The organism is Pantoea sp. VS1 (assembly GCF_002207995.1).
Classification (GTDB): domain Bacteria; phylum Pseudomonadota; class Gammaproteobacteria; order Enterobacterales; family Enterobacteriaceae; genus Pantoea; species Pantoea dispersa.
Genome location: NZ_NHZE01000127.1, coordinates 1 through 844 on the forward strand (window position 1 = coordinate 1; position 844 = coordinate 844).

An 844-nucleotide genomic window follows, 5' to 3' on the forward strand; every position below is an offset into this window, starting at 1 on the left:
CGCCGCCTCCTCGCTGGTCGCGCCCGCCGCCTGCGCGTCACTCATGTACTGGAACTCATCCGGTTCGGTGCTGAACATGGCCCGGGTGACCGGGTCGACAAACAGCCGGTGGAAGGAGCTACCCTTCATGGTGGAAATCATGACGGAGCTGAAGCCCGTGTCGCCGGCGGGCTGGAAGCCCTGGACGATTTCGGTTTCCATCTCGCTGAACTGGTCTTTATTTGCAGCCAGATAGGTTTTGAACGCCTTCGTATCCTGCAGCAGCGTCACCTTGATGCCGCTGTTGTTCCAGGCGGCTGCGGCCGCTGACGGCGCGGGCTTGTCAGGGAGTCCGGTAAAGTCGCTGATGCTCTGCGTAATAGTAATGAAGGCACCTTTGTGACGACGCACCGTGCGGTAGCCGGTTTCGATAAAGCGCGCGGCGTGCGGGTTCTGCCCGCTGAACAGGCGCCAGGCCTCGTCGATGATGGCCACTTTTTTCAGCTTGCGCGACGAGTGGAACATTTTTTCCTGAATCGCCAGTATCAGCGAGTACAGCACCGCAGAAAGCAGGTGGGGGCTGTCTTCCAGGCTCAGCAGTTCCAGCACCGTGAAGCGCGTTTCCCCGTCGAGCGTCGGGTTGTCGGAGTTGAAATACTCGCCGTTGGTGCCCCAGGTGCACCACTGGTCCAGCAGCAGCACCAGTTCATCAATACGGCTCATGATGGTGGGCTGCCGGCCGTATTCTTTCATTACCTCATCCGACTTCAGGTAGGCCACCACGTCGTCGATGCGCGCCTTATTCTGCTTTGCCTCGTACGCCGCGACCACGCCCTTCTGCAGGATGGCCTCGCTGATTTTATCC

General features: G+C 59.8%; 1 protein-coding gene. It reads right to left on the minus strand.

Features of this window, described 5'->3' with window-relative positions:
* Positions 1 to 844 (minus strand): TraG/VirB4 family ATPase (locus CBW22_RS24845; RefSeq protein ID WP_441339125.1); only part of this gene is annotated, 844 nt, incomplete at both ends.